Origin of the sequence: Mesorhizobium tianshanense, assembly GCF_007830515.1 — a bacterium.
Classification (GTDB): domain Bacteria; phylum Pseudomonadota; class Alphaproteobacteria; order Rhizobiales; family Rhizobiaceae; genus Mesorhizobium; species Mesorhizobium tianshanense.
Map to the genome: position 1 here is coordinate 1 of NZ_VLKT01000050.1, position 20,567 is coordinate 20,567.

Sequence of the window (20,567 nt, forward strand, 5' to 3'; positions counted from 1 at the left end):
CGATGCGCCTTGACGTGGCTGCTATCGATGGAAAGCTCATCCGGAACGGGCCCGGCAGCCGCCATCTTCTCGAAGATACGCTGCCAGATGCGGCGCTGCGACCACCTGTTGTAGCGATTGTAGATTGTGGTTGGCGGACCATAGGCTGCAGGCACGTCGCGCCAGCGGCAGCCGGTCTTGAGAACATGCAGGATGCCCGAAATCACCCTGCGATCATCAACCCGAGGTTTCCCCGCTTTGCCGCGAGGAAGATGCGGTTCCATCGCACTCCACGCCTCATCCGACAACCAAAATAAGCTCTTCGACATCACTTCGGCCTCCAGCGACTCATTGAGGGCGAAGAATATCAATGAAAAGCAGTCAATTGTATGAGTTCTCAACCTAGAGATAATCTTACAGTGCCGCGTGGTATTGGAAACGGCTCCCGCGTGCCGGGGCGCTTTTCGGACGACGGCCGACGGTGGCGTAAGCGCGCGCTCCGAGGCTGGATATTTGTCCCGCTTTTCCCCTCCCGCCAAGCGTCTTTTGACCGCTCTCACCGTTTCCGCGTCTGATCTCTCCGTTCCGTCCAATCGATCCCCGAACGATCGCCAGCGTGCGGCCAAGGTCAATTCCGCTTGGTATCTCGCTCGGTGCCAATCCAAGGAGGCTTGCCATGGCAATCGCCGTCTCGCCTGAGGTCGCCGACGCTCCTGTGTTGCGCCTGACCAGCCTTGCGCATGGCGGTGGCTGCGGCTGCAAGCTGGCGCCGTCCGTCCTTCAGCAGCTTCTCGCGGACCAGGTCGAGGCCAACCCCTTTCGCCGGCTTCTTGTCGGCACCGAGACCGGAGACGACGCCGCCGTCTGGCAGCTCGACGACGACATTTGTGTCATCGCCACCACCGATTTCTTCATGCCCATGGTGGACGATCCGTATGATTTCGGCCGGATCGCCGCGACCAATGCGATCTCCGACGTCTATGCAATGGGTGGCCGGCCGATCATGGCGCTGGCCATTCTCGGCATGCCGCTCGACAAGATGCCGACGCATATGGTCCGAGACATTCTGAAGGGCGGCCGGGCCGTTTGCGCCACGGCCGGAATCCCGGTCGCCGGCGGCCACTCGATCGACTCACCGGAGCCGATCTATGGTCTTGCCGTGATCGGCACATGCCGGCCCGAAGACATCAGGCGCAATTCGGGTGCGAGGCCGGGAGACGCCTTGATCCTGACGAAGGCGCTCGGCGTCGGCATCTACTCCGCCGCCATCAAGAAGCAGGCGCTGCCGCCCGGCGGCTATGCCGAGATGATCGCCTCGACCACCCTGCTCAACCGGATCGGATCGGATCTCGCGCAGGATGAGAGCGTCCATGCGATCACCGACGTGACCGGTTTCGGCCTGCTCGGACATGCGCTCGAGATGGCGCGCGGCTCAGGCTGTGCGCTCGTCATCCGTGACCGCGACGTTCCGCTCTTTTCCGAAGCCGCGCTGCTGGCGGAGCAAGGCTTCGTCACCGGCGCGTCGCGGCGCAACTGGGCAAGCTATGGCGATGCGGTGCTCCTGCCTGCCGACATGCCGGAGTGGCGGCGCCATCTTCTCACCGATCCACAGACTTCGGGCGGGCTGCTCGTCGCCTGCACGCGCGACAAAGCGGCGGCCCTGGTCGAAAAGATGGTCGCGGACGGTTACGCATCGGCCTGCGTGATCGGCGATGTCGAGTCCGGCGCGCCCGCCATAACGGTTCAGGCATGAAGCCGTCAAAGCGCGCGTCATGGCCCTTTCAGCCTAGCCACATCTCCTTTGGACCCCTGTTGAACCCTTGTGCATGAAACTTGGGAAGAGGGCAGAGAGGTCGACCCTGCCTCCTCACCCGCATCTCTCCTCCGCGACGACGAGGCGCTGATATAGGTGTGCGGAGTAAATCGGCTGGCCTCCGCGCCGCTTCAGTCAAGTCGATACTGATCAGGAAATCGTTCGGATAGGGGCTGCCCTTGCCGTTTTCGAGCTGTGCCTTGAGGCTGAACAGGAAGCTGGCCCATTTGGTGCTGCAGTGGTGCATGAAGTCCACGGGCTCCCGCCAGCCCTGCTGCTTGAAGCGGATGGTCGTTCCCGCGCCTTCCGGCGAGAGGTTCCAGATGACCTTGATGCCGATCCACTCCTTCGGCGCGTCCACCACTTCCCACATCACGTGCCTTTCCGGCTCGAGCTCGAGCACCTTCATGTCGAAGAAGCTGCGGTCGCCGAACCTGAATTTGATCACGCCCCCGGTCTCGGGCCGCCCCTGAGTATCGCTCGTTCACCAACTGGAAAGCCCGTCGAGGGTGGTGAGGGCGTTATAGACATCGCGAGGCGAAGCATTGATGCCCACTCGGTGCAGAATGTCGACCATTTCAGTGCTCCTTGGGTTGGCGCCGGCGTGGGACCGGTGGTCTCCAGCGGGGTATGAACGGGCGCGGGCTAGGTCCGTCTTGCTCACATTCCGCTCTTCGGACCGACCGAGCGGTGTCTAGGGCGATCTTTCGGGTCGGCGGCGGCTGGCAGCCGTCACGCTTCCGGGAATGGCCCGAAAAACTAATCGCTCAGTTTGGTTTGATGGCTGCGGCAGACAGTCCCGTGGTCACGAAAGTCAGGCCTGCACCGATATTGATCCCGGCCACCACCAGCGGACGGCGAAGCAGCCAATTGCTCAGGGCCGAAGCGAAGCCGCCGATGATGGAGAGACCGACGACCGCGATGACCGCGAGCCACGCGCCGTAGGTCATCATCTGAACCTCGACCGGGCCGCGTTCGGCGCTGACGAACTGCGGGATGAACGCCAGGACAAACAAGCCGATCTTGGGGTTCAATACGTTGGACATCAGGCCGGTCAGATAGATCGCATGCAGCGGACGCCTGGCGGCCGGCGCAAAGGTGACGAGGTTGCGGTAGAGCAGAGCCCTGGTACCCAGCCAGATCAGATAGGCCGCTCCCACCAGCTTGATCGCCAGGAAAGCCATGGCGGAAGTCTGGATGACCAGAGCGAGGCCGTAGGCGGCGGCGACCGTGTGGAACAGGATGCCGGTGCCGGCTCCCAATCCCGAAAGCACTGCCGCGAGCCGGCCCTGGCTCAGACCGCGCGCGATCGAGAGAACGATGTCGGGCCCAGGCGCCAGGACAATCAGGACGCTGGCAAGGGTGTAGGCCAACCAGATGTCGATCGGAAACATGGTTTTTTCCTTTGCTTGGGTTCGGGCCGCGCATGGACGTGAGCTGACGACCGCGCCGGCGGTGGGGCGCAGGGGATCGGTTTCCCGAAGGCAGGAGCCGGAATGTCGTGGAGCGCGTCCGCTATGATGACGCCGGTCCGGTTAGCCAGGCGGCATCTTCTCGAACGTCTTCAGCGCGGTATCCATCTTGTCCCAGGGGAGAGCCCGGATACCGTAGGTCACGACGGTCGGATTGAACCGGCCCGGATCGTCGAGACTTGCGGCATGCACCGAGATCGAGTCCGGCATGGCGGCGAACGTCACGTAGACCGGCGTGCCGCAGACCGGGCAGAAGGAATGGATTTTCTCGTTCCCGCTGTCCGCCACGACGCGCCAGTCCGTCGCCGTGCCGGTGATCTTCACGTCCGCTCGCGACGGAAACGTCAGATAGGATCCATGACCGGTGCCGCTTCTTTTCTGGCAATCGCGGCATTGGCAGTGGTTCTCGAAGACGGGGGCTGCCTTTGCCTCGTAGCGGACCGCGCCGCACGCGCATCCGCCGCTATAGGAAGTGCTCATGTGCTCGGCTCCTTGCTGCGGTGTCATGCCGCCAGTTCGGACGCGCGCGGCTTCGCGAAGACATCGATCGCCTGGCCCGTTTCGAGGAAGGATTTCAGGCTGGAGAGAACGATCGGCCAACCGCGTCTGATGCCGTTTGCCATTCCGCTGCCGGCTTCGAGTTCGTCATGGGTGACGGTCAGCCGGACCATGGCCTCGTATTCCTCGATCTCGAAGGTTACCCGGCTGTAGCTCGCCGGATCAGACGCCTGCGAAGCGTTTGCCCAGGTGATGACGAGACGGGTCGGCGGGGAGACCTCGATGACCTCGCCGACGAGTTCGACGGTCCGTTCATCATTGGTGCGGATATGCTCCCATCTCGAACCGGGCTTCCAGTCAGAGACGTTCTCGTGGCCCCAGTAGCGCCGTGCGAGGTCTGGTTTCGTTATGGCCTCGAACACCTTCCCCGGCGTCGAGACGATATAGGTCGTGTAAGTAAAGCTGATCGCTTCGTTGGTCATTGCTACGCTCCTTTTGTTTCACCAGTACAGGTAGATGGGGGAACGGGACTCGTGTGAGTGACAATCCTGTCGCGATTGATCGCTTCGATCGCAACGCTCGGCTGCTTGCCGGACAGGGATGAACGATAAATCCCCACCCGTGGCGCGGACAGTCACAGTGACCAGGCATCTGATATGGTACAGTGTTGTGTCTGAGCGAACTGTACCATCCAAGAAGACAGCCATCTGTACCAGTCGGCGTCGGTGGATTCGCGGTAGGTAGGGAGCATGCAAGATCAAGAACCCGTCGAGATTCTGTATCTGCAGGTAGCGGAATCGCTCGCAACACCGATCCGCGCCGGAACACTCGTTCGCGGCGAACGCATCCCCTCGGTGCGTGAACTGGCGCGCAGCCGCGACGTCTCTGTTGGCACTGTCCTGCAGGCCTACCGGATACTGGAGGACGCACATCTGATCGAGGCGCGGCCGCGCTCGGGCTATTTCGTCGCCGCGCGGCCGCCGCGCCTCCCCGAACCCGAGACCTCAAACCCCCCGGCGGATTCCATGGCAGTGGACGTCAGTTCGCTCGCGGCGCGCGTGATGCACCTAGCGCACGATCCCGGTTACGCATCGTTCGGCGCGGCCTGTCCGGGCGCGGAGCTGTTCACCGAGGAACGGGTGCGCCGTGCGGTCAGCCGCGCCGTGCAACACCATCGCGCGACGTTATGTCAGTACACGACCGGCTACGGCGACGAGAGCCTGCGCCGGGCAATTGCACGCCATGCGCTGCGCATGGGGTGCCAGATCGACCCGCGCGACGTCGTGGTGACTAATAGCTGCCTCGAGTCGATTACGCTGTGCCTGCGCGCGGTGACGCGACCCGGCGACATCATCGCGCTCGAATCGCCGACCCTCTTCGCTTTTCTGGAGATCCTCGAGAACCTGCACCTGCGCGCGCTCGAGATTCCGACGCATCCGCGCACCGGGTTCTCGCTCGACGCCCTGCAGCTCGCCTTTGACACGCAGCCGATCAAGGCCGTGCTTGCGGTGCCCACGCTCTCCAATCCGATCGGATCGAGCATACCTCTGGCTGATCGGCGCCGCCTCGCGCAAATGGTCGCCGAACGCGGTATCCCGCTGATCGAAGATGTCCTCTACAACGACTTTGCCGAACACGAAGACCAGCGCCAGGCGGTGCGCTCGTTCGACACGACGGGGCACGTGATGATTTGCGGCTCGTTCTCCAAGACGATCGCGCCAGGGCTTCGGCTCGGCTGGGTCGACGCCGGGCGCTGGGGCGCGAAGCTTGTGCGCATGAAGGAATCGACCAGCGGCAGCCAGACGACGATAATCGAGCGGGCGTTGGCCGATCTGCTGGCGCAGCCCGGCATCGAGGCCGGGTACCGCCAGATCCGCGCAACGATCGCAGCACGGGTCGACGAAGCGCGTGGGCTGATCGCGCGGCACTTTCCGGGAGGCACGCGCGTCACCGATCCGAGGGGAGGTTTCATTCTGTGGCTCGAACTGCCGCACGGCATCGATTCACTCGACCTGTTCCAGGCCTGCCTGGCCGAGAGCATCGTGATCGCCCCGGGCAAGATGTTCAGCGCGACGAACCATTTCCGCCACTGCATTCGGCTCGGGCTCGGCGGACGGTGGGACGACGCCCATCGTCACGCCCTGCGGCGCGTGGGAGAACTGGCGGAAACTATGGCACTGAGCAGAGTTGCTCGCGGGTGACCGCCGACATGCCTGCGTGGCGAACAGCGATACAGAAACGACAGCCGCGCCGAGCCAAATGGCTTCCAACACGACAGAAGGTTGACGCATGACGCGCTGGCAGCTTGCTCATGGACGGCATCTCGATCTTGGCGTGAAATCGTTGCTGATGGGGATTTTGAATGTTACGCTGGACAGTTTCTCCGACGGGGGAGAATTCGACCGGCCGGAGCGGGCGCTCCAGCAGGCCCGGCGCATGATCGGCGAGGGCGCGGCGATCATCGATGTCGGCGGCGAGTCCACCCGGCCCGGCGCCGGCGCCGTATCGGCGTTGGAGGAACAATCGCGCATTCTCCCGGTCATCAAGGCGCTGTCGTCCGAAGGCGGCAGCCTCGTTTCGGTCGACACCTATCGGGCCGAGACGGCGCGTCTGGCGGTCGCGGCGGGCGCGCATATCGTCAACGACGTGCATGGCTTGCAGCGCGAACCCGACATCGCGCATGTCGCGGCGGAAACCGGCGCCGGCCTCGTCATCATGCACACCGGGCGCGGTCGCGAAAAACTGGCGGATGTGATCGCCGACCAGTTCATGTTCCTGAACAGATCGCTGGAGATCGCGCGTGACGCCGGCATCCCGGACGACCGGATCGTGCTGGACCCGGGCTTCGCCTTCGCCAAGGACGGAGAGGAAAACCTCGAGCTCATGGCTCGCTTCGGTGAATTGCGCGCTCTCGGTTTTCCATTGCTCGTCGGCACGTCACGCAAGCGTCTTGCCCGTCACTTGGTCGGCGAAAGCGATGAGGCGCGCGACGTCGGCACGGCGGCAACCAGCGTCATCCTGCGGTTGAAGGGCGCTTCGATCTTTCGCGTGCACAATGTCACGCTCAATCGCGATGCACTGGCTTTCGCCGACGCGGTGCGCGAGCGCGAGACCATGGAATAGAAGAGCGCGTCAGGCGGGCTCGGTCACGACGCCGATCCGCCGGTAGACGAAAGGTGTGTCCGTCGAGGGAACTGCCGCGGCACGCTGGGCTTCGTCGATCAGCATTGCCATGCGCGCATGGATCGGCGATTTCGCGCAAGCCGGGTCCGTCGCGGCAGCATCGCCGGCGATCGCCATCGCCTGGCAGCGGCAGCCGCCCCAGTCGATCTCACGCCGGTCGCAGCTGCGGCAGGGCTCCTGCATCCAGTCGGTGCCGCGAAAGGCGTTGAATGCCGGCGAATCGGCCCAGATCTCGGCCAGGCTGCGCGGCCCGAAACGCTCGAAGCTGAGCGACGGGATGGTCTGTGCGGCATGGCATGGCAGTACGGTGCCGTCCGGCGTCACCATGAAGGCGTCGCGTGCCCAGCCGCCCATGCACGGCTTGGGATAGATAGCGAAATAATCCGGCGGCACGAAATCGATGTTCATGATGCCGGAGAGCCGTTCGCGCGCCGCCGCGACGATCTCCGCCTGCCGGTCGACCGCGGCACGCTCGGGCATCAGTTGATCGCGATTGGTCAGCGCCCAGCCGGCATATTGCACGTTGGCGATCTCGAGCCGCTCCGCGCCCAGCGAAAGCGCCAGATCGATGAATTCCGGCACTTCCTCGATGTTGTGGCGATGGATCGGCGCGTTGATGGTCAGCGGCAGGCCGGCCGCTCGGGCGCGGCGTGCCGTCTCCAGCTTCTTTTCGTGGCCGCCTTTGTGGTTGCCGATGCGGTCGGTGGTCGCCGGCCGAGCACCCTGAAAGCTCAGTTGCAGATGGTCGAGCCCGGCTTCGGCAAACGCCACGATGCGGCCTTCGGCAACACCGACGCCGGCGGTGATCAAATTGGTGTAGACGCCGCGCGCCGAAAGCCCGGCGATCAGTTGCTCGAGGTCGCGGCGCAGCGTCGGCTCACCGCCGGACAGATGCACCTGGAGAACGCCGAGATCGGCGGCCTGCGAGAACAGGTCGAGCCACGTCTGCGTGTCGAGTTCGCGATTGGCCTTCAGCAATTCGAGCGGATTGGAGCAATAAGGGCATTGCAGCGGGCAGCGGTGCGTCAGTTCCGCCAGCATGCCGATCGGAGGGAGAAGGGGCTCGCTCATAGCTTGACCAGAAGCTTGTCCGACCATTCCTGCAGAAAGGCGATGACGTCGGCCGCCACGGCCTCCTGTTCTGCGTCATAATCCACGGCAAGATCGGCAATGATGTGGCCGACCGTGGAGCGTCCATCGCAGCGGCGCAATATATCGAGACTGATGTCGTTCGGCCAGAACACCTTTTCCGGCGAAAGCACGGCGAATGCCTGCCGTACGGGGTCGTACTGTATGCGCACGTGCTGCGGCAGCGATGGCACCGACTGCGGCGACACCAAGGCTCTTTCGCGCAGCGCCATCATGGGGCTGCCTCCGGACGGAAGGCGCCGGGCGGGATGTTTCCCGGCTCGCCATAGGCGTGTTGAAGCGCGTCGAGCATGGCCCACAGTATATCGCATTTAAACACCAGTGCATCGATCGCCTGCTGCTGGCGTTCCGCCGTGTCGGCATGGCTAAGCACATAGGCGAGGGCGAAGTCGGCGTCGCGCGAGGCCTGTTCGGGCCGTCGCTTGAAATAAGCCAGCGTATCCTCGGTGATGTAATCATATTTGGCCAGCATCGCCGGCACCCGCTCGCCGATGATGACCGGTGAGAACATTTCGGTCAGCGACGACGCGACCGCCTCGAACAGCGTCCGGTTCGTGCAGAAGGAGAGGTAGGCGCCGACCGCGAAACGCGTCGCCGGCAGCGCCAGCCTTTCGCTCTTCACCGCATCGGCATCGAGACCGAGCGAGGTCGCCAGATGCAGCCAGCGCGCGATACCGCCGCTCCAGCCGTCCTCGCCGTCATGGTCCTCGATGCGTTTGCGCCAGGCGGCGCGAAACGCCGGGTCCTCGGCACGTGCCAGGATCATGGCATCCTTGCGTGGGATGACCGCCTGGTAGCAATAGCGATTCAGCGCCCAGGCCTGCATCTCGGCCCTCGACAGCGCACCGCTGGTCATCCTGTGATGAAAAGGATGACGGTTGTGATAGCGATCGGCACCGACCTGCCGCAGCACGGCTTCGAGTTCGCTGGAGGACAGGCCGTTTCTGGCCGCGTCGTGAAAATCACTCAAAATTCCATCTCCATGCCATCGCGGGCGATTTCCCAGCCTGCCGCTTTGACCGCTTCGTGTTCGGCGGAATTCTCGTCGAGAACAGGATTGGAGTTGTTGATATGCACGAAGACACGCCGGCCGATCTTCACATCGGCCAGGCCGGCGATCGAACCCGCGTCTCCCGACATCGCCAGATGCCCCATGCGCGAACCGGTTTTCTGGCCGACGCCGGCAGTAACCATCTCGTCGTCGGTGTAGACCGTGCCGTCGAACAGGAGGCAGGCGGCATCGGCCAGGCGCGTGCGCAGGGTCGCATCGATGCGCGCGCAGCCCGGGATATAGAAGACGGAGCTGCTGCTGCCGGCGCCGGCGATACGGACGCCGATCGTGTCGCCGGAATCGGAGCTGAAATTGGCATCCGGCTGGCTCCTTTCCTCGAGATAGAGCGCTATCTTCCCGGGCACGGAAAAGCTCTCGACAGTCACGCCGGTGTCACGACCGTCCGCATCGCGGATCATCAGTTCCTTCGCTGGCGGCAAGGTGCGTCGCGGCACGAGCGCCGGATCGAGAACATTGAAAATCGAATTCGCCTCCAGCGTCGCCAGAACCTGTGTCGTTGCATAGATGGCGAAAGGCTGCCGCTCACGCAGGCTGAGCAGGCCGGCGACATGATCGACATCGGCATTGGTCAGCACCACCGCGCGGATGGGCGTCGAACGCAGCGGCGCATCGTGCGCGGGCTGCAATTCGGGCGTTTGCGCAATCTGCTGGCGAATATCGGGCGAGGCGTTGAAGAGAACCCAGCCGGCCCCATCCGCTGACGCGGCGATGCTTGATTGGGTTCGTGAATGCACGCCAGCCATCCCGGTGCGAGCCGCGCGGCTCAGGCGATAGTTGCAGTTCCATTGCGGAAAACCGCCGCCTGCCGCAGAACCGATGATCTTCAAGCGCATGGCAACGCCCGCTCCGCGGCTTCTCTAGCGAGTTGGATATTTGCAGCCGCAAAAAACTCATCGCCCGCAAAGCGTGCGTCAAAGTCCTTCACGAGAATCCCATGCGGCAAGGCGGTGCGTGTCCCCGTTGCCAGGGACACGCACCTCTGCGGGCTACTTCTTGGGAGGAATTTCAGCAGGCAGATACCGCGAAATTTCGAAGCCCGCAGCAACTTGGCACATGGTCGGTTTCGTCCAGCTCTTCTTCATGGCATTTCTCCTCTTCTACCAGCCCGAAGGGGCCGATCTTTTTTTCAGTCAACCATTGCTGGGCACCATTGCAATGGCTCGTCCATCACATCTCAAATGGACAAATGAAACGGTAGGTTCTGAAAAGTCGAAAAATATGACGATCGAAATAACAATGCGTATGCTCAATTGCCGATCACGTAAGGCTTCTTCTCTTCCAGCGGAAGGTTTGCACGTTCCCATCCATCGGCGCCGGGCGGATACCAGATCACCGAACTGTAGCCCCATTCGATAGCCCGTTTCGCGGCATTCCAGGACATCCAGCAATTCGTCATGCAATAGAACACGATCGCGCGCGACTTGTCGGCACCGGCTTCGGCCGCGAGGCCCTGGCGAAAATAGCTGGCGGTCTCCTCGGAGATAGCGCCGTAACCGACATTGGCCAGCCAGATGCTGCCTGGGATGTCCTTTCTGGCCGTCTCTCGCCAAATCGTTCCTGCCGGCAGATTGGCCGGCTTCGGCGTGTTCGGCATGACGTCGAAGAACACGGCCTTCTTCTCTCGCCACAGCGCCTCCGCTTCCGCCGTCGTCACCACCTTGGCGCCTTGCAGCGTCTGCGGTACCGGCGCCCGGTACTCATCCATCCGGTAGCCGCCGGGTTCGGCGATATCGCCGGCCCACATCGGTTCGGCCAGACCCAGAAGGCTCGCAGCGACCAGCAAAATCGTCTCCTTTCCCTTCATACCGGTTTCGTCATTGCGTGATCGGATTGTCGTGTTCATCGATCAGCGGCACATTGTAGTCGAGCAGGATCTTGTTGATCTCCGCCTGGTTTTCCCTGATCACCCGATTGAGCGTCCGCTTCCATTCCTGGTCGGATGGACGCACGCCCATCGTGATGCGGTAGGACATGCGCGAGCCGGTCTTCTCCTTCACCAGCGGGACGATCGTGAGATCGGCGCCGAGTTGCTTGGCATAGTAGCCCGCCATCGGTCCCCAAATGACCGCCGCGTCGATCTTGCCGGCGAGCATGTCCTTGATCATGACCTCCCCCATGGAAGGGGTGAGGCGCGTGTCCACCGCCAGCGGATAGATTTTTGCCGTTCGCAAGAGCTTGTTGGCGGCCATGTTGGCAGTCGGCGGCGTGCTTTCGACGACGCCGATCCTCTTACCGGTGAGTCTCGGATCCTCGATCGTCTCGACGCCTTCCATGCCGTTGCCCTTCGGGTGCACCAGCACATAGGAGGAGCGATAGTAGGCGTTGGTGTTCTGCACCAGTTCATCGCCCTGGGCATAGCCCATGACGATGTCGCAGCGGTTGGCCGCCAGCGTGTTGCGCACGAAGCCGGCGACAATGGGAAACCATGTGTAGGCGACGGACTTCCGACCGGTTTTCGCGGCAACCAGCTCGGCCAGCTTGTTTTCGAAGCCTTCGCCGCTCTGGTCGGTGAAAGGCATGTTGGAAGGATCGGCGCAGACGCGCAGAATGTCGGGGTCGACCAGTTCTCCCGCGGCGCCAAGGCCGGCGCCCTGCGCCTGGGCGTTCGAAGGCAGCAAGGCGAATGCGCCGAGGATCGGCAGGACAAAGCGCAGCTTCGATGCATCGCGGCTGATCATGTCATCTACCCATGCAGGATGCCTCGGCATCCTTCGCTGCCTGCGGCTTGTCTGCTTTCTTCGGCGGCCTGCCGCGGGGCGCCGCACCGTCGGCGCGGGCACGCAGATAGACGTAGAGATCGTCCATGTAGCAATAGACGTTCTTGTTGTCGCCAAAGGCGGGCATGACGTTCTCCTTGCCGCCACCGACATTCTTGCGGCCTTCGGCGACGATCGACAGGAACGTGGCGTAATCCATGGTTTTCAGGCTGTTGACCAGGCCCGGCGCATAGGTCGAACCTGTGCCGTCCTGTCCGTGACAGACATGGCAATCGGAGTGATAGCGGCGGTAACCGCTGAACGTGTACCAATCCACAGTGCCGTTTTCGATCTTGAAGGTCGGATTTCCGTCCGCGTCGAAGTACTTGCCGTTTTCTTCCGTCACCGCCTTGGCTTTTTCCGCGCTGTCCTCGGCCTGCGCGAGACTTGAACTTGCCAGAGGCAGCAGGGTCAGAGCGAGAGCGGAAATTGCAATGCGAACGGACATTCAGACTCTTCCTTCATTTCGCCTGGACACGGTTTTGCTGTCGTGAAGCGGCATTGATCGGTGTTTTGGGTGCGCGGCGAAATCGAGAGCCCGGTCCTGGCTTCCCGGTGATCCGGGCTCTCGTTTTTCAAGCCTCGGTCTTCTACAAGACCCGCGGCGTGCCTAAGGTTCCCGTATCAGTCCGGGAGACCGAAGACGGTGAGCTGGCCGCCCAGCGTCGTATAGTCTGCAAGTGCTGCGTAGCCACCGACCGCACCCAGACCAGCGGTCCCAACGACCGCGGCCTCGTCGCCTTGCGCACGGCCCTGATCGACGGCGCCATGCCAGGCAGCGGCGTTGTCGGGCGAAAGCAGTCCGCCTGCCAGGCCGATACCGGCCCATCCGCCGACGCCGGACAGAACGGCGATGTACTGCTTGCCGCCATGCTCGTAGGCCGTGATGTTGCCGATGATGCCGGACGGGGTCTTGAACTTGTAGAGCTCGTTGCCGTCATGATCGACCGCCTTGATGTAGCCCTCGAGCGTGCCGTAGAAGACGACATCGCCGTCGGTTGCCAGCGCGCCCGACCACACCGAGAACTGCTCGGGCTTCGACCAGACGATCTCGCCCTTGGCGGCATCCCAGGCAATGAAGTTGCCCATGTTGCCGTCGCCTCCGGGTGGAGGATACATCGACACGGTTGCGCCCACGTAAGGCTGGCCGGCAGTGTAGCTCACCTTGTAGGGCTCATAGTCCATGCAGACATGGTTTGTCGGCACGTAGAACAGGCCGGTCTTCGGCGAATAGGCCGCCGGCTGCTGGTCCTTGGTTCCAAGCGCCGCCGGGCAGATGCCCGTCGTGTTGGTGTCTTCGCCATTCTGCTGGGTCGAATATTTGGCCACGACCTGCGGGCGGCCATACTGGTCGCTGTTGGGGTCCATGTTGACTTCCGTCGCCCAGTTCACTGCCGGATCGTATTTCTTGGCGACGAGAAGTTCGCCAGTGGCGCGATCCATGGTGTAGGCAAAGCCATTGCGGTCGAAATGCACCAGCACATCGCGCTTGGCGCCGCCGACCTCCATGCCATCGACGAGAATCATCTCGTTGATGCCGTCAAAATCCCACTCGTCATGCGGGGTCATCTGGTAGAGCCATTTGGCAACACCGGTGTCCGCATCGCGGGCCATGATCGTCATCGACCAGCGATTGTCGCCGGGGCGCTGGACCGGATTCCATGTCGAGGGATTGCCGGTACCATAGTAAACCAGGTTCAGCTTGGGATCATAGGAATACCATCCCCATGTCGTGCCGCCGCCTGTCTTCCACTGCTCGCCTTCCCAGGTGTTCGTGCCGGAATCCTTTCCGACAGGCTTGCCGAGATGGGTGGTCTTTTCGGGATCGATCAGGGTGTCTGCGTCCGGACCTTCCGAATAGGCTTTCCAGGCGAGCTTGCCGTCCGACAGATTGTAGGCGGCTAACCAGCCGCGAACGCCGAATTCAGCGCCGGAGACGCCGACGAGCACCTTGTCCTTGACGACTACGGGCGCTGACGTACCGGATTCACCCTTTCCGCCATCGGTCTGCTCGCCGTTCTTGACTGACCAGACGACCTTGCCGGTCTTGGCATCGAGCGCGACGACGGTGGTGTCGGCCTGGTTTAGAATGATCTTGCCGTCACCATAGGCGACGCCACGATTGACCGTGTCGCAGCACATGATCCCGATGACATTCGGGTCTTGCTTGGGTTCGTATTTCCAGAGGATCTTTCCATCATTGTTGAGATCGAGAGCGTAGACGGTGTTCGGGAACGGCGCGTGGACATACATCACATCGCCGATGATCAGCGGCCCGCCTTCATGGCCGCGCAGCACGCCAGTGGAGAAGCTCCACTTGACCTGCAGGTTCTTCACATTGTCCTTGGTGATCTGGTTAAGCTTGGAAAAGCGGGTGTTGGCGTAGTCACCCGTCTGCATCACCCAGTCCTTGGGGTTTTCGGCCATTTTCATCAGCTCTTCATTGGCCGATGCCATGTGGACCGCGCCGAACGACATGAGCGCCGCGGTCGTTAGTAGGTAGGCAGTTTTCGCAAATACACGCATCAAAGTCCTCCCAGGGTTCACAATGACGAATCGTCCGTTGAGCCCACGAGGGCTTGCCCAAGCGATTCATGTGGGGGAAGTATTTCCGGCAGCGTGTCACGACCTAAGCCAGATGAGCAGAGGGCACCGTTACTGCCCATCCCACTTGGCCTACGAAAGACTGTCGCCGCTCCCTAATGACGGTGACGCCCTTGAAGCCGGAAACAGGATGAAGCTATGTCATCCCCAGGCGGAAGGCAAGAAAAATCAATTCCGCCCATGTTGCACTGCAATATAGAGAAATAAATATTAAAAAACTCATATAGAAAGCTATTTATCGACTGCGATCGGGGCCGGATTTATATAAGTTGGCCAATTTTGCGTATTTTTTTGGCAGAATGTATTGATTTTTATTTAGGAATATTCATCTGAACGGGAGACCCTAAGTATGCGCGCGTCGCTTCGGGTGCCGATAGTGGGGGAGGCATGAAATGAAGGCCAGCACCAGGATTCGGAGCGGATGATCGTGGTGTCGGAGAGGTCTTTTGCCGGCCGGTACGGCACTGCTCCTTTGGTACTATACGGTGAGCATGAGAGCTTGACTGGCCTGGTGGCAGGGGGCCAACTGATATGGTGATCTGTCTCGATCCGTCGGGCTCGATCTATCGCGTCCCAGGCCAATCGGAGGGTTCCCCATGATCAGATATGTCGGCTTTTCGACCTTGCCGCTGTTGCTTACATCGGCCCTGGCCTTCGCAAATCCGGCGGGCGCCGCCGGAGACTACCCAACAGCCACGGTCGTCGACTATGTGCTCGGCTGCATGCAGACGAACGGCCACACACGCCAGGCGCTGGAGAACTGTTCCTGCTCGATCGACGTCATCGCCTCGATCCTTCCCTTCGACCATTATGAAAAGGCCGAGACCTTCAAGAGCATGTCCTTGACGACGGGGGAGCGTTCGGGACTGTTTCGCGAAAGCGCGCCGGCGAGAGCCGCCAGCACGGAACTGAAGCGCGCGCAGGCGGAAGCCGACGTGCGCTGCTTTTAGAGCGCCCTGCCACGCGGCGACGGCTTCAGAGCCCCGTAGCCTCCAGTGGCCATTGATCGCGAAATACCTTGCCATCCGTATCGATCGCTTCGACCTGGATTTCGCCATTGCCGTGCGCCTTGAAATCGAACCGGAAATTGGGGTCTTCCGAAATCGATATTCCGCCTTCCATCGAGAGGATCGGCTGGCCCGCCTGCGAGATCGACAGTTTCTGAACAAAATGCGCGGGGATGAAATACTGGGTCAGCGGATTCCGCTGCAGGCCCGAATTGTTCGGGTGCCGGATCATCAACTGCAATTCCTGTGCCTTTGTCATCGTCTCCTGAGGCGGGAATTGGCGCAGCTTCATCTGCCCCATCGTCGCTCTCGCTTCGTCCTGGTTCTTGACCGCCGGGGCGGAGCATCCGCCTGACGCCTTGACGAACGTCTGGGCCATGTGAAGTTCGCCGCCCTGCGTCTCCGCAATGGCACGCAAATAGGAATAGTCGTTGACGCGCACGCGCGTCGACAGATGCGTGACGCCGGCATCCTTGCCGATCTGGAACGCCGCCGCCACCGGTGCCGGATTGACGTCGATGATCAAGGTAACGGATTTGATGCCGTCGGGTGCCTTGTCGGGGTCGATATAGATGTCGACGGGGACGATGGCGGCATCCTGTGCCCGCTTCGGCGCCTCGATCCTGACTACGCCAGTATCGATCAGAATTGCCCGATCGCCGAATACGTCGCCTTTCAAATCCTGCCAGATACTGTCCGAAGATGCGGTTGTTTGCTGCGCGTCGGCGGCCCCGGGGGAGCCAAGGAACGTGCCGACGGCCAGGATGATCGCGGCGAAGATGGCTGCGAGCGGCAAGGCAGGCTGCCGGCTCCGGTAAGCGTGGTCTTGCATTTCGATGCCTCCACCAATGTCAGAGAGGTGGTGCCCAGGCTGGTGTCGAGGATATGCCTTTGACGATGTGTTGGCAAATCGATCCATTTCATCACGTCTAGAGCGGCGGGGTGCCGCCGCTCTATCTTTTTGTTTGAGCATCGGATTTTCCCAAACCGGTATCCACTTTTGGGTCCGATGCTCCAGCGCCTGTCGTTGCCGCCTATTCCCATTCGAGTTCGGCAAAAGCGGCCGTTGCATTGCGCTCGTTGTGGTCGTCGAACAGACGCCAATTGCCCCGTTCGCTTCGGCCGGCGGTCTTGACCGCCTCGCTGAGCGGCATTCCGACGGCGATCGCCTTGCGAATATCGCGCGCCAGCGCCTCGAAATAACGCCGCTCCGCCGTCAGCGCCTGCGGCCAGTCGGCCGGCACCGGTCCATGACCCGGCACGACGCGCGCGGCGCCGATCCCGGCGAGCGCATCCATCTGGCGGAGCCAGCCGAGCAGCGATCCGTCGAGCGTCGGCAAGGATCCTATGAAAACGAGATCGCCGGCAAACAGCGTGCCGGTCGCGCCGTCGAAGACGGTCAGGTCGTTGTCGGTATGGGCCGCCTTCCACGCCTGCAATTCGAGCACGCGCCCGCCGAGGTCGAGTTGCAGGCGATCATCGACCAGCATCGTCGGCGGTACGATCTCGATCCCTTTCATGAGCGCTTCGCCGATCTGTTCGCGAAAGCTCTGCAGGTAGAACGCGCCGCGCGCCTCGAGCGCGCGCGGCAGATTGTGATGGCCGACGATGGTCGCGCCGATCCCCCGGAACACCGCGTTGCCGAAGATATGGTCGGGGTGCATGTGGGTGTTGATCAGGTAGCGAACCGGCTTGGCGGTCATTTTGCCGATCGCGGCGATGAAGGCGTGCGCTTCGACCAGGCTGCCGCCGCTGTCGATGACGGCAACGGCGTCGGTCCCGACGACGACGCCGAGGTTCGAGATCGCGCCCTGGTTGGCGGGGCTCATCAATTCATCCACGCCCTGGAAAGCGAAGACGCCGTCGGCGACTTCGCTGACCTTGAATTCAAGGCTGCCGGCAGCGGCGAGAGCGGCTCGCCCGAGACAACAAGGCAGCACCGCGGCGCTGGCCGCGGTGCAGGCGAAGCCATTCACAAGCTTGCGTCGTACGCTGTCGATCGGCATGGCTATCCCTCGATATGCATTGCTAGGCGATCAGGCGACGCCAGGAAATTTCTGGTGAAACGACCGCAAGAGGTCGCTCATCACCTGTGGATTGCGATAATGCCGCGGCAGCCTTACGTCGAACATGCCGAGCACACGGGCGGGCCGCTGCGCCAGCACGATGATGCGATCCGACAGCATCAGCGCCTCGCGCAGATTGTGCGTTACCATCAGAGCGGTCGTAGGCCGCGCCGACCACACGGTCAAAAGCAGGTGCCGAAGCCGCTCGGCGGTCCGTTCGTCGAGTGAGGCAAAGGGCTCGTCCAGGAAAAGCACCGCCGGTTCGGTGGCGAAGGCCCTGGCAAGCGCTGCCCTGCGCGCAAGGCCGAGCGAAAGCTCGGCCGGATAGAGCGAGCGCATGCCGGCGAGGCCGAGCGTGTCGAACAGCCCATCGAGGTTCTTCGTTCTCAGGCCTTTCGGCAGCGCCAGCCTGACATTCTGCTCCACCGTCCGCCACGGCAGCAAGGTTGGTTCCTGGAATACGGCGGCGATCCGGTTGGAGCCGCCTTCAGGCAGTTGGAAGGACCCTGAAAAGTCCTTGTCCAGTCCAAGCAGAATGCGCAGCGTCGTGGTCTTGCCGCAGCCCGACGGGCCCAGCAGGCAGGCGAATTCGCCTTGCCGGACCTCGAAGGAAAGGTCCTGGAGCGCCGTAACCGAGACGCCTTGCGCGGACCTGAATATCTTTTCGGCGATGTCGACCCTAAGCGGGACGGCGGCGCCAACGGGTTGCATGTCGTTCAACGGGCTGCACCAGAAGGAGTTCGATGACAAGCATCACGGCCACGAAAGCCAGCGTGTAGGCAAGAATGGCGGCGACGTCGAAGAGTTGGAAATAGAGATAGATCTGGAAGCCGACACCGTTGGAGCGGCCGAGCAGTTCGACCACCAGGACGATCTTCCAGATGAGGGCGATGCCGGATCGCGAGGCGGCGGCAAGATAGGGCTGCAGTTGCGGCAGCAGGACATGGCGGATGCGATCGAAGGGGCCGAAGCGGTAGACGGCGGCCATTTCGGCGTAACCCGGGTCAAGCGCCCTGGCGCCTTCGCGCATGGTCACCACGACATTCGGGATCTTGTTCACGGCAACCGCGCCGACCGCCGCCGCCTCGTTGAGGCCGAACCAGATGTAGGCGAGCACGATGACCACCAGCGCGGGGATGTTGAGGAACAGGATCACCCAGGGGCTGAAGAAACGGTCCGCGCGGCGGTAGCTGCCGAGGAAAACGCCGATGACCGAGCCGACGACCATCGCGATGACGTATGCCGCGGCAACCCGGCCGAGCGTCGCGCCGAGATGGTAGAAGAGGTCGCCGTTCGCCGCCTCCGCGAGCAGCACCTGCCAGACCTGTCCCGGCCCGGGAAAGGCACGGCTCGGCCAGGCATTTGCCGCAAGGCCCCACAGCAGGCAAAGCCCGAGCAGAGAGACCGCGACCGTCAGCACGGGTGCCACCGCCGTCGCAAGGCCGGATTGGCTGTCGGCCGCAGCGCCGGGCGCGCGATCGCCGGTGTCAGGTGCGGTCATTTCGGAAGTTCCTGCCAGAACGTGCCGGGCGCCATCTCGGGTGCGCTGCCGACCAGCCTTTCGCCGCCGATCTCGGCCAGCACGCGGTAGAGCCTGCCCGCGTCGGCCGCATCCTCGGCGATAGGACGCCTGGGAATGCCCTCGCGATAGCGGTCACGCAGTTTAGCCAATTCCTCGCCTTGCGCGCGGACGATCGGCGCAAGGCGCAGCCATTCATCGTCGGATCTGGCCAGCAAGTCCTTGGCCTGCGCGGAAGCCTTGATGAAGCCCCTGACGGCGTCGGGATTTTCGTTCGCCCATTCATCATGGAAGACGTAGCCGAGCGCCGACACGGCGCCTGATGCCCCGAGCGCTTTCGCCGCATCGTTTGCGCCGATCAGCCGACGAAAGCCGTTGGCCTCGAGCCGGGCGCAAAAATGCCAGAAATTGAGCACCGCATCGAGTTCGCCTTGCATCGCCTTTTCCGAAATCAGTGGCGGCGCGCCAAAGACGATATCGCTGGTTGCGGGCAGGTCGAGGCCGTGATCGCGCCGGGCCAGCGCCTGGATCAGCAGCCAGCTCTTGTCGAGCGGCCCGCCGGCGACGCCGATCTTTTTTCCCTTCAGATCGGCGATGGTCCGGATCGGCGATTCCTCCTTGACCATGATCGCCCCGACGGCGGTCGAATAGGGAACCAGTGTGAGGTCGACGCCCTCCGAACGCTGGCGCGAGACCCACAGCCAGTCGGTCACGATCATGTCGATCGCTCCGGCCAGCATCGCGACGTTGGTTGCGTCCTCACCGGCGAAATCGATGACTTCCAGATCGATGCCGCTGGCTGTGTCGAACTTGTGTTGTTTCATGGTGTCAAGCGCCCAGCTCACGGTGCCGAACTTCAGCACACCAATGCGAACCTTGGCCGTGGCGAAGGAGGGGCCTGTGGCGGAAGAGGGCCTTGAGACAAGAGCCGCGGCTGTTCCAAGGGCTGCCAGACGGAGCGTTCGTCGACGCGAAATCATCATGATGTCCTCCTCCCGAGGCGTGCTGAACCAGGGCGCGATCAGATCGCACGGCCCTTGTTCGGGAAAGCGCATTTCCAGCGCTTGACCTTGAGAGCCGGGTGTTCCTGCGACCATTTCGCGATTTCGCTGGGCGCCAGCACCATGCACTGGACGAGAGAGCCACGACTCTCGAAATAGAGATGTTCGTCTCGGCAGTCGCCCGGATTGGCAATCAGGCAAACCGTCAATATGAGGTCGACCATATCCATTCAGCACCTCTTGCGCGCTTAAAGACGCCCGCTTCGGCGAGATCCGGCCCGATCCGCGAGCTTGGACAAAATCGCCACTTACCGGAGTCCGAGGTGCCCATGGAAACCGGAATGGTTCGAGGCTACGCGTTCGCCCGATGGCCGTCAACAAAGGCGAATGGATAGGCTGGCATTCACTGCAGGCGTCGATTCGCAGCCCTGAGGGACGGCGCCGAAAC

General features: G+C 62.4%; 23 protein-coding genes and 1 pseudogene. 4 read left to right on the forward strand and 20 right to left on the reverse strand.

Features of this window, described 5'->3' with window-relative positions:
* Nucleotides 1–308: IS5 family transposase (locus tag IQ26_RS29985; RefSeq protein ID WP_145722043.1), on the reverse strand; the 308-nt coding region annotated here is incomplete at its 3' end.
* A 347-nt stretch (nucleotides 309–655) separates the two neighbouring features.
* Between IQ26_RS29985 and selD the strand changes: the two genes are divergently transcribed.
* Entirely contained in the window at nucleotides 656–1,732 is a 1,077-nt protein-coding gene (gene selD / locus IQ26_RS29990) for a selenide, water dikinase SelD (protein WP_145721949.1), read from the forward strand.
* Nucleotides 1,733–1,760: 28 nt separating this feature from the next.
* Here the strand turns inward: selD and IQ26_RS29995 are convergent.
* The 4 genes and pseudogenes from IQ26_RS29995 to IQ26_RS30010 form a co-directional block, all read right to left on the reverse strand.
* A pseudogene (locus tag IQ26_RS29995) lies at nucleotides 1,761–2,246 on the reverse strand (SRPBCC family protein); the annotation flags it as partial.
* A 313-nt stretch (nucleotides 2,247–2,559) separates the two neighbouring features.
* Nucleotides 2,560–3,186 (reverse strand): LysE family translocator, encoded by a 627-nt coding sequence (locus IQ26_RS30000; RefSeq protein ID WP_145721950.1) that lies wholly within the window; start codon nucleotides 3,184–3,186, stop codon nucleotides 2,560–2,562.
* Nucleotides 3,187–3,327: 141 nt separating this feature from the next.
* The gene (locus IQ26_RS30005) at nucleotides 3,328–3,744 is read right to left on the reverse strand and encodes a GFA family protein (protein ID WP_145721951.1); all 417 of its coding nucleotides are present in this window, start codon (nucleotides 3,742–3,744) and stop codon (nucleotides 3,328–3,330) included.
* A gap of 23 nt (nucleotides 3,745–3,767) precedes the next feature.
* Nucleotides 3,768–4,244 (reverse strand): SRPBCC family protein, encoded by a 477-nt coding sequence (locus tag IQ26_RS30010; protein ID WP_145721952.1) that lies wholly within the window; start codon nucleotides 4,242–4,244, stop codon nucleotides 3,768–3,770.
* Nucleotides 4,245–4,511: 267 nt separating this feature from the next.
* On the opposite strand from IQ26_RS30010, the gene IQ26_RS30015 reads away from it, so the two are divergent.
* Together IQ26_RS30015 and folP are read left to right on the forward strand one after the other, a co-directional pair.
* Entirely contained in the window at nucleotides 4,512–5,963 is a 1,452-nt protein-coding gene (locus IQ26_RS30015; RefSeq protein WP_145721953.1) for an aminotransferase-like domain-containing protein, read from the forward strand.
* 88 nt (nucleotides 5,964–6,051) lie between these two features.
* Complete coding sequence (folP, locus tag IQ26_RS30020; protein WP_145721954.1) at nucleotides 6,052–6,885, forward strand: dihydropteroate synthase; 834 nt, start codon at nucleotides 6,052–6,054, stop codon at nucleotides 6,883–6,885.
* 9 nt (nucleotides 6,886–6,894) lie between these two features.
* On the opposite strand, the gene pqqE is transcribed toward folP, so the two are convergent.
* From pqqE to IQ26_RS30065, 9 genes are all read right to left on the reverse strand, one after another.
* The gene (gene pqqE, locus IQ26_RS30025) at nucleotides 6,895–8,016 is read right to left on the reverse strand and encodes a pyrroloquinoline quinone biosynthesis protein PqqE (RefSeq protein ID WP_145721955.1); all 1,122 of its coding nucleotides are present in this window, start codon (nucleotides 8,014–8,016) and stop codon (nucleotides 6,895–6,897) included.
* On the reverse strand, nucleotides 8,013–8,309 hold the full coding sequence (gene pqqD, locus IQ26_RS30030) for a pyrroloquinoline quinone biosynthesis peptide chaperone PqqD (RefSeq protein WP_145721956.1): 297 nt from the start codon (nucleotides 8,307–8,309) through the stop codon (nucleotides 8,013–8,015). The genes pqqE and pqqD overlap by 4 nt, the downstream gene beginning before the upstream one ends.
* Nucleotides 8,306–9,064, reverse strand: a complete 759-nt coding sequence (gene pqqC / locus IQ26_RS30035; protein WP_145721957.1) for a pyrroloquinoline-quinone synthase PqqC — start codon at nucleotides 9,062–9,064, stop codon at nucleotides 8,306–8,308. Before pqqC ends, pqqD begins: the two co-directional genes overlap by 4 nt.
* Nucleotides 9,061–9,999, reverse strand: coding sequence for a pyrroloquinoline quinone biosynthesis protein PqqB (pqqB, locus tag IQ26_RS30040; RefSeq protein WP_145721958.1), 939 nt, complete (start codon nucleotides 9,997–9,999; stop codon nucleotides 9,061–9,063). Before pqqB ends, pqqC begins: the two co-directional genes overlap by 4 nt.
* Nucleotides 10,000–10,152: 153 nt before the next feature.
* Nucleotides 10,153–10,248: a pyrroloquinoline quinone precursor peptide PqqA gene (locus IQ26_RS30045; RefSeq protein ID WP_101954564.1), complete on the reverse strand. Its 96-nt coding sequence runs from the start codon at nucleotides 10,246–10,248 to the stop codon at nucleotides 10,153–10,155.
* A gap of 164 nt (nucleotides 10,249–10,412) precedes the next feature.
* Nucleotides 10,413–10,970 (reverse strand): PQQ-dependent catabolism-associated CXXCW motif protein, encoded by a 558-nt coding sequence (locus IQ26_RS30050; protein WP_145721959.1) that lies wholly within the window; start codon nucleotides 10,968–10,970, stop codon nucleotides 10,413–10,415.
* A 10-nt stretch (nucleotides 10,971–10,980) separates the two neighbouring features.
* Complete coding sequence (locus IQ26_RS30055) at nucleotides 10,981–11,844, reverse strand: substrate-binding domain-containing protein (RefSeq protein ID WP_167522713.1); 864 nt, start codon at nucleotides 11,842–11,844, stop codon at nucleotides 10,981–10,983.
* A 1-nt stretch (nucleotide 11,845) separates the two neighbouring features.
* Nucleotides 11,846–12,370, reverse strand: coding sequence for a c-type cytochrome, methanol metabolism-related (locus tag IQ26_RS30060; RefSeq protein WP_145721961.1), 525 nt, complete (start codon nucleotides 12,368–12,370; stop codon nucleotides 11,846–11,848).
* 176 nt (nucleotides 12,371–12,546) lie between these two features.
* Nucleotides 12,547–14,400 carry a methanol/ethanol family PQQ-dependent dehydrogenase gene (locus IQ26_RS30065; RefSeq protein WP_208760245.1) on the reverse strand — a complete coding sequence of 618 codons (1,854 nt, stop codon included), beginning with the start codon at nucleotides 14,398–14,400 and terminating at the stop codon, nucleotides 12,547–12,549.
* Nucleotides 14,401–15,122: 722 nt separating this feature from the next.
* Between IQ26_RS30065 and IQ26_RS30070 the strand changes: the two genes are divergently transcribed.
* Nucleotides 15,123–15,476, forward strand: coding sequence for a hypothetical protein (locus IQ26_RS30070; RefSeq protein WP_145721963.1), 354 nt, complete (start codon nucleotides 15,123–15,125; stop codon nucleotides 15,474–15,476).
* Nucleotides 15,477–15,501: 25 nt separating this feature from the next.
* Here IQ26_RS30070 and IQ26_RS30075 read toward each other — a convergent pair whose 3' ends face one another.
* From IQ26_RS30075 to IQ26_RS30100, 6 genes are all read right to left on the reverse strand, one after another.
* On the reverse strand, nucleotides 15,502–16,365 hold the full coding sequence (locus IQ26_RS30075) for a quinoprotein dehydrogenase-associated SoxYZ-like carrier (protein ID WP_145721964.1): 864 nt from the start codon (nucleotides 16,363–16,365) through the stop codon (nucleotides 15,502–15,504).
* A 202-nt stretch (nucleotides 16,366–16,567) separates the two neighbouring features.
* On the reverse strand, nucleotides 16,568–17,539 hold the full coding sequence (locus tag IQ26_RS30080) for a quinoprotein relay system zinc metallohydrolase 2 (protein ID WP_145721965.1): 972 nt from the start codon (nucleotides 17,537–17,539) through the stop codon (nucleotides 16,568–16,570).
* A gap of 30 nt (nucleotides 17,540–17,569) precedes the next feature.
* The gene (locus tag IQ26_RS30085; RefSeq protein WP_145722045.1) at nucleotides 17,570–18,310 is read right to left on the reverse strand and encodes an ABC transporter ATP-binding protein; all 741 of its coding nucleotides are present in this window, start codon (nucleotides 18,308–18,310) and stop codon (nucleotides 17,570–17,572) included.
* Complete coding sequence (locus IQ26_RS30090; RefSeq protein WP_145721966.1) at nucleotides 18,279–19,100, reverse strand: ABC transporter permease; 822 nt, start codon at nucleotides 19,098–19,100, stop codon at nucleotides 18,279–18,281. Before IQ26_RS30090 ends, IQ26_RS30085 begins: the two co-directional genes overlap by 32 nt.
* Complete coding sequence (locus IQ26_RS30095) at nucleotides 19,097–20,101, reverse strand: ABC transporter substrate-binding protein (RefSeq protein ID WP_145721968.1); 1,005 nt, start codon at nucleotides 20,099–20,101, stop codon at nucleotides 19,097–19,099. Before IQ26_RS30095 ends, IQ26_RS30090 begins: the two co-directional genes overlap by 4 nt.
* 38 nt (nucleotides 20,102–20,139) lie before the next feature.
* Entirely contained in the window at nucleotides 20,140–20,349 is a 210-nt protein-coding gene (locus IQ26_RS30100) for a hypothetical protein (protein WP_145721973.1), read from the reverse strand.
* Nucleotides 20,350–20,567 lie beyond the last annotated feature (218 nt).